The organism is Pediococcus sp. (assembly GCF_003533255.1).
Lineage (GTDB): Bacteria > Bacillota > Bacilli > Lactobacillales > Lactobacillaceae > Pediococcus > Pediococcus parvulus.
The window spans coordinates 1-7,402 of record NZ_DOEM01000020.1 but is presented as its reverse complement, the minus strand read 5'-3'; the positions used below and the strand labels follow the sequence as shown (position 1 = coordinate 7,402).

The window sequence follows — 7,402 nt, the reverse complement described above, 5'->3', positions numbered from 1 at the left end:
TACACATAATTATTTAAACACTCTGAAAGTAAAAGAAAAGAAATATTTAATTTCACTTTTTAAGAACAAATTTTTTGTTCCTTTATGGATTGTCGGCATAATGGGAGCTATTTCTGAGTTTTTTTAGCTTATAAACTAAATATCCTGATGAATTATTTAAGTGAAAAACAAGTTGACCAATTTTGGAAGAGTGCAATTTACTTAATTGGCCTTAGTTTAGTAATTGGAATATGCAAACTTTTCACTGTGAGTCAGCAGGGGAGGCTCAAACAGAAAATTGAATTTGATTTGTCTAACAACCTAATAAAAAATGTGTTTGTCAAGAAAACTATAAGTGTTGAAAAAATGGGAAAAGGTGGATGGATTACGATTCTCAATTCTGATGTTCCCTTACTATCGGGAGTAGTACCAGAAACGTTTACAAACCTTTTGATTGGTTTGAGTTCATTTTTGTCTGCTATAGTTTTTGGATTCTTATCATCGTGGATGTTAACTTGTTTTATACTCATTCTGAGTTTTTTTTCCATGGCGATACCAAGATTAACCGGGAAATTAATAACGGTGACACAAGAGAATACGCAACATAGCAGAGAAGATATGCAAGAGATAATGTTACAAGTCTTCGGCGGGAGGAGCCTTCTGCGCTCATTTTTTGCTGAAAGGTTCGGTCTAAATCTTTTCAAAGAAAAGTATCAGAGATATACAAGGGATCAATTAATAAATGCAAAAAGTCAATGGCGAATGAATAGTATAAGTCTTGCTGCAGGATTTATTTTCGATGTTACGCCGTTAGTTTTTAGCATTTACTTAATTAGTGTTCATGCACTGACACTGGGACAATTTATGGGTTTTAATGTACTGAATGCGAATTTTACTTGGGCATTTTATCAGTTGCCTGGATTGTATGCTAACTGGGCTCGTCAAAAAGCTTCATTGAAACGAGTAGTGAAGTTTTTAGCTAGTGATCAGATTAAGCCAATCGATAATAATAATTTGCATAGTGTAAATTCATTTGGATTACAACGGGTATCTTTTCGTTATCCTAAAAATGAAGATTGGGTTTTAAAAGATGCAAGTATTTTCATTAATTTAAAAAATAGACAAAAAATTTTACTTGTAGGTGAGAGTGGTGCTGGTAAGACAACAGTTATAAAACTCCTGATGGGACTATATGAACCGAATTCAGGAAAAATTAGCGGGATTGGGATTGATGAAAATATTGAACAGAATGCTAATCCTATCAGTTTAGTCTCTTACGTGCCACAAGAAACGGAAATTTTTTCCGACACTGTTAGAAATAACTTGTTATTGGGAAGAAAAGTACCTGAAGCAGAATTAAGCACAGTTATACAAAAGGTTGGTTTGAGATCTCTGATTGACGGTCTTCCGAATAAACTTGAGACACAAATTTTTGGAGGAGATAATATGAACTTATCTGCGGGGCAACTTCAAAAAATTGGGCTTGCACGTGCGTTGTTAGCGAAACGTCCACTGATAGTTTTAGATGAGCCCACAGCTAATTTGGATCAAACGAGCGAAAAAGATTTTTTAAGAGTTCTTAGTCAGTTACCTATGGGTATATTTATGATCTCCCATCGCGATTCGGTGGAGACTGGCTGGTTAACAAAAAAAGTGTTAAAAAACAAAAAAATAGTCGATGCAATTTGAAAACGTTAAAGAGATGAACAATTATGAAAACAAATTTAATATCAAGTATTATTTTCGGCAGGATAAATAAATTTCCGTTGAATAGTTTTCCTGAATTTGAAAAAATTTTAAATCTTGAAAATAATAATTATGAGGATAAAAGAAAACTTCCTGAATTCCAAAAATTGGTTAAATCAATCGAATTATTAAGTCCAAAGATGTATGAGAATCTACGAAAAGTTAAATGGATTGATGAAAAATTATTAAACTCACTTTGGAAATATAGTATTCGCGGGATGTATAGGGCTACTCCCTTAGGAGACCTTGCCTCTGTTTTTAATGATAGGTCTGACTCTAACCTAAATTTTGATATACAAAGTGAGCAGAACCCTAGATTTTTTTGAAGAATGCGGTTACAATGTGGTTATTGGTGATGGCGATACAAATACCGCCATTAATATAGGCATCGAACTAATTTCGGTTAGTGCGATGTCTTTTTTATGATGTGTTGCTTATATTTATTTAAATTCTTCTTTAGTAAATAAAATGTAATTTGTAAATTTTCATTCAGATGGTAGACTAGGTAAGTAAGCTTTAACCAATTTGGGAGTGATTATTTATGAAAATTAAATCAAACGATTTATTAGAAACAATTCGCGATGAGAATTTTGCACCGGAAACTTTTAAAGTCACGAGCACAAAGTTAAAAAAAGATCCCAAAGGGGCATTAAAATCTGTTTTTGGCTATCTACAAACGGCTTTGAAAGAAACAGCTGTTGTGGAAGCCGACGTGGCAATCAGAAAAGATGTTGTTTTGAAGTTTCAGACCAATATCATTAACTTACCATTTAATTATCCAAACAAGATTGAACAACTGACTGAAGTTGATACGGATTATGATGTTAATTTATATGCGATTTTTGAAGCAGAAGAGATTAATGCATCCCACTTGCGGATTGATTTAATGGGAAGTGTTGATAATTTCTTAGCAGGTGATGCAGATGTTTATCAAAACATCGCTGATTGGGTGATCTTGCAATTTGAGAAATTAGAAACTAAGAAAGAAAAATAAAGTAGAGGTTGTTTATGAATCGTTTAACTAAAATGTTAGCAGTAGCTGGAGTTTTGTTTTTGGCTGTCTTTTTAATTAGCTTACGATTCCATCCGGCCACTAGCAAAGTAAAAACGCAAGATTCAAATCAGGTAAGTGTTTCAAAACTGCCTAAAGAGAAGAAGACTAAAAAGAAAAAAGTTGCCAAAAGACCGTCTTACATGCGAGCGGTAAATTGGAAAAAATCTTCAGAAACAAAGGCTTACCCGGATTTAACGAAATACTCAAACGTATGGATTCAGGTCTCAATTGCAAAACAACGGGTCTATATTCGCAATAACAAAAAGCGTTTGTATACCATGTATGCAACGACTGGTGCTAAAAACTCAACGCCCACCGGAACGTACCATATTCAGGCAGAACGTGGTGAGTTTTTCTATAATGCACAGTCTAAAGAAGGCGCCAAGTACTATGTTTCTTGGAAAGACCACGGTGTTTACTTATTTCACACTGTGCCAACAAATTCACAGGGGCAGTTTATTGTAAAGGAAGCTAAGAAACTAGGTAAAAAGGCCAATTCACATGGCTGTGTCCGGTTGTCGGTACCAGATGCAAAATGGATTTATACAAACATTAAAGAAGGAACAAAGGTTGTTATCCACTGAGGGAATAGAACATGAAAAACAAAATTCGCGAGTTTCTACTGCAAAAAGGAAAATGGTATCAAGATGCTGGCATTAGTGTGGCCAGCCTTTTCGTGGCCCTTGTTTTATATAAGTTAATTGGTTACATCTTCACGAAGATCAACTTTTTGAATTGGGAAACAATTATCGGTGTTGTGATTTTGTATGTCATCATTTTATTTGGGTGGCGTTATTGGGAGCTCAATTGGTCACGCAAACGATAAATAGATTAAAAAAACCGTTAATTTCTAGTTGGAAACTAAAAATTGACGGTTTTTGTGTTGATTAATTTTAAAATGAATGATGGAATTCCACGTTAAGCCCTCGAAACGAGTTTATATAACTGTCTTGCTATAACAGGTAAAATTGCTAACGTAAAGAAGATTAAAGTGAAATACCTTTTTACAAAGGGCGTTGTGCCTAGATAATATCCAGCTAAACAACAGGCACCGACCCAAATGAGAGCGCCTAGAAAATTTAGTTTGTTGAACCTTTGGAAACTCATATCAGAGTTGCCGGCAATAATTGGGACAAACAAACCAAGGAACGGGACAAATCGAGATAATAATAAAGAACTTTTTTCATTGTGATTAAAATAAGCCTGTGTTTTTTCCATTTGATCCGAAGTTTGAATTTCTTTAGTTAGTTTGGAGTGTTGACCAAGTTTTTTACCTTGACGAAATTTGACAACTGAACCAATAGTGGCAGCCGTTAGAAATACAACAAATAAAACAATTAAATTCAGTTTAGAATGTGGGCTGGCGGCAATTGTACTTGTTAAAAATAGAACTGATTGACCAGGTAGAAATGAAAAAATGACGTAAGCTGTTTCTAAAAAAATCCAGATAAATAAGATTAGGTAAATCCATCCGTTCATTTTGTCTGCGATTGGCACAATGTAATTTAGTGGATGGATAAAGAAATTAATGATTAAATTTAGCATAGCGGAACTCCATTCCCGTAAAAACTACCCTAATCATATAATGAAATCGTGAAATTGACTAGTATTGGGATTGGTAATTGAAAGTTAAACGTGTTATCATGAATTTATGCGATGAGTCGAGTATAATCAGGCAACTTAGGTTGTTTCACTTTCGAGTGACTAGTGATTTTCTTGGAACGGGATGTGTCTCTTCCACCGGATTGTGTGGAACATCTGATTAAACATGTGTGAACCGTGCGAGGTCTATTTGAGAAATCAAGTACCGTTCAAAAAAGGTTGAAGCAATTTTGCTTCAACCTTTTTTATTACGCAATTTTATTGAACAATATAAAGTTGATCATGAACCAAATCAAAATGAGAAAAATGTTTGTTGAGCTCTTCAGTAGCCTCAGGGTCCACATAAGTGGCATGGTTCCAGAAAGTTTTGCTTCCAGAACTTCCCAGCTTTTCGCCAATACAAATTAATTCAACATCTGGGTTAGTTTTTCGCATCTCTTGTAAGAGTTGCCAATCAACAGGGATGCCGTCTGGTGACCAAGACATCATGACATATTTCACTTTGTCATGGTAGCGATGCCAAGCATCCAGTGCATCTAAAGGCTCGATTTCAGTCAAAGTATGTTTGCCAGTTTCGTTTTCGGTGATCCATCCCATACTGTCGGTTGCAATAATGTTTTGACCATGATTACGTAAGCCGGCTGAAATGTAGCCATTGCCTGCCATCACTTCCAAAGTTGAGGCACCATTTAAGAATTTGGCCAGATCTTTGATAAAAGGCGCTGAAATGTACGCCCACATTCCGTAATGCGCCTCTAAATAATCCCGATAAGATCGTAGCAACTTATCTAACTTCGGTAATGCTTGCGAGTACCTATTCCATAGTTCATCGCCCTTAGGATTTCCCATTGGATAATCTTTAAGAATAGACTGAAACAGTTCATCTTGAAAAGTATCTGGAATTTGAAGAAGAGGCAATGATTGTGGCAACAATCCCTGAGAAATAAGATGATCACTTTCCAAAATGTTATGGGTAAGGAAAGTGATCTGAGGGAAATCTTTGAATAACAAATCGTATCTTTTTATTTGCTCTAAATAAGTGTCTGAAGCGGGTTTTGAACGTTTAGCACGAACCTGCTTACGAAGCTTTTTCATTTTTTTAGAATTCAAAATAGCCATCCATTCAAACTGTCAAGTTTACTTTTTATTGTCATCCAAGCCTAAATCTAATTCTTCTTGCTGATCATTATCTGCATGAATGGTTCGGCGATTCTTGCCATGGAGGTAGCCATCCATTAACTGAAATAGTTCATAGCGATCTTCACTCGTCAAAACCTTATGACTGAAGGAAAGTTGTTTACCAGACAAGAATAGTTTACTCAGATCATATTCATCGTGATCGGCCTTACCACTAAGATAATCCATCGTAACATCAAAATATTCGGCTAATTTTCGAACCTCTACAAAAGAAGGGGTTCGAACGCCACGTTCCCAATTACCAATCTGAGAGGATGTATTTGCTTTTTCTGCTGGTCCTGGATATTGTTTATTTAAATCCGCCGCTAATTCTTCCAAAGTGATGTTTTGGCCATGGCGGAGTGCACGAAGTCTTTCAGGAAACATGTGATTACTCCCTTTCTGTTATCTCAATTTTATCATAACAACAGCCTGTTAGGCGCATTCTATCACTATTTTTTGCATTTTAGTGGGACAATTCGAACAATTTGTCACAATCGCGATCCAAATTATATGAAACCGGATAGATAGTGAATTTCATGGGCTTGATTGTGATTTATTTGGCCTTTGAGAATAAATTAAATTCGTTTGCGCTTATTTTACTGGCCAAAAAAGCAGTATACTTTTTAAATCGAAGGATAAGGGATGAAAATTTTGAAAAAGTTTTGGAAATGGTTACTCGTTATTTTTGCAGTCTTAGTTGTAGCAGATATTGGTGCGGCTTCGTATTTTTATCATGTGGCTGTGGTACCTGGACACAAAGATTTTTTAAGTAGCTCGGCAATCTTAAAGAAAAGTGACCCACTGTATAAAGAAAAGCTCTGGTATCAAAATGTCCATAAGCAAACGTGGCATGAAACTTCGGCAACGGATAATCTCAAATTAGATGCTTATTATATTCCAGCGGCGCATAAGAGTAATAAAACGGTTGTAATTGCGCATGGCTTTATGGATGATAAGTCCAAAATGGGAGCTTCTGCGGCGATGTTTCATAAGATGGGTTATAACGTGTTAGTGCCGGATGACCGTGGCCAAGGTGATAGCCAAGGAAATTATATCGGGTTTGGTTGGCCAGACCGGCTAGACTATATTAAATGGATGAATCTATTGTTGAAACGAGAAGGTAAGAATCAGCAGCTCGTGATGTATGGCGTCAGCATGGGTGGTGCCACAACAATGATGGTCAGTGGCGAAAAAAATGTACCAAAACAACTCAAGGCCTATGTTGAAGATTGTGGCTACACTTCTGTAAATGATGAAATAACGTATGAAGCTAAAACTATGTATCATTTACCATATTGGCCATTAGTTCCATCTGTGAGTGCGATTACGCAGTTACGGGCTGGATATAACTTTAAAGAGGCCAGTGCTTTGAAACAGGTTGCGAAGAATCATAAACCGATGCTGTTCATTCACGGGAACAAGGATACGTTTGTCCCAACCAGAATGGTTTACCCATTGTATAAAGCAGATAAGGGACCTAAACAGCTGCTCATTGTGAAGGGTGCTACCCATGCAAAATCAATGGCGACAGCCCCCAAACTTTATCAACAAACAGTGAAAAAGTTTTTGAACAAGTATGTGAAGTAGTGTGTTTCTTATTAAATATATTTTAGAAGTAATTAAAAAGAACAAGAGACTGGCAAAAGTAATTTTGCCAGTCTCTTGTTCTTTTACAGTCAAACTTTTTAGCTAAACGGAGGAATCTAACCGCTTTTTCCCATTCTTTTGCTTTAATCAAAAGGTTAAAACTATAAAAACACGTCTCGTTACCTGATACAAAAGCAGTCATGGTAACGAAATTAGATTAAAATACCGTCTCCCAGCAAATTTGGGCTGGAACGT

9 protein-coding genes are annotated in these 7,402 nt (G+C 36.0%); 6 read left to right on the top strand and 3 right to left on the bottom strand.

The window, feature by feature from the left end:
- Positions 1-147 precede the first annotated feature (147 nt).
- The 5 genes from DD627_RS04590 (at position 148) to DD627_RS04570 (ending at position 3,605) form a co-directional block, all read left to right on the top strand.
- Entirely contained in the window at positions 148-1,668 is a 1,521-nt protein-coding gene (locus DD627_RS04590; protein ID WP_260274801.1) for an ATP-binding cassette domain-containing protein, read from the top strand.
- A 23-nt stretch (positions 1,669-1,691) separates the two neighbouring features.
- Positions 1,692-2,051, top strand: coding sequence for a hypothetical protein (locus DD627_RS04585; RefSeq protein ID WP_260266705.1), 360 nt, complete (start codon positions 1,692-1,694; stop codon positions 2,049-2,051).
- A 215-nt stretch (positions 2,052-2,266) separates the two neighbouring features.
- On the top strand, positions 2,267-2,719 hold the full coding sequence (locus tag DD627_RS04580) for a hypothetical protein (RefSeq protein WP_057783166.1): 453 nt from the start codon (positions 2,267-2,269) through the stop codon (positions 2,717-2,719).
- A gap of 14 nt (positions 2,720-2,733) precedes the next feature.
- Positions 2,734-3,363 carry a L,D-transpeptidase gene (locus tag DD627_RS04575; RefSeq protein WP_260266704.1) on the top strand — a complete coding sequence of 210 codons (630 nt, stop codon included), beginning with the start codon at positions 2,734-2,736 and terminating at the stop codon, positions 3,361-3,363.
- An 11-nt stretch (positions 3,364-3,374) separates the two neighbouring features.
- Positions 3,375-3,605 carry a hypothetical protein gene (locus tag DD627_RS04570; protein WP_057783170.1) on the top strand — a complete coding sequence of 77 codons (231 nt, stop codon included), beginning with the start codon at positions 3,375-3,377 and terminating at the stop codon, positions 3,603-3,605.
- A gap of 92 nt (positions 3,606-3,697) precedes the next feature.
- Here DD627_RS04570 and DD627_RS04565 read toward each other — a convergent pair whose 3' ends face one another.
- From DD627_RS04565 to DD627_RS04555, 3 genes are all read right to left on the bottom strand, one after another.
- On the bottom strand, positions 3,698-4,324 hold the full coding sequence (locus DD627_RS04565; RefSeq protein ID WP_068807597.1) for a DedA family protein: 627 nt from the start codon (positions 4,322-4,324) through the stop codon (positions 3,698-3,700).
- 315 nt (positions 4,325-4,639) lie between these two features.
- Positions 4,640-5,491, bottom strand: coding sequence for an SAM-dependent methyltransferase (locus tag DD627_RS04560; RefSeq protein WP_260274800.1), 852 nt, complete (start codon positions 5,489-5,491; stop codon positions 4,640-4,642).
- Positions 5,492-5,518: 27 nt separating this feature from the next.
- Positions 5,519-5,944, bottom strand: coding sequence for a helix-turn-helix domain-containing protein (locus DD627_RS04555; protein ID WP_068807600.1), 426 nt, complete (start codon positions 5,942-5,944; stop codon positions 5,519-5,521).
- Positions 5,945-6,211: 267 nt separating this feature from the next.
- Between DD627_RS04555 and DD627_RS04550 the strand changes: the two genes are divergently transcribed.
- Positions 6,212-7,147, top strand: coding sequence for an alpha/beta hydrolase (locus tag DD627_RS04550; protein WP_068807698.1), 936 nt, complete (start codon positions 6,212-6,214; stop codon positions 7,145-7,147).
- Positions 7,148-7,402 lie beyond the last annotated feature (255 nt).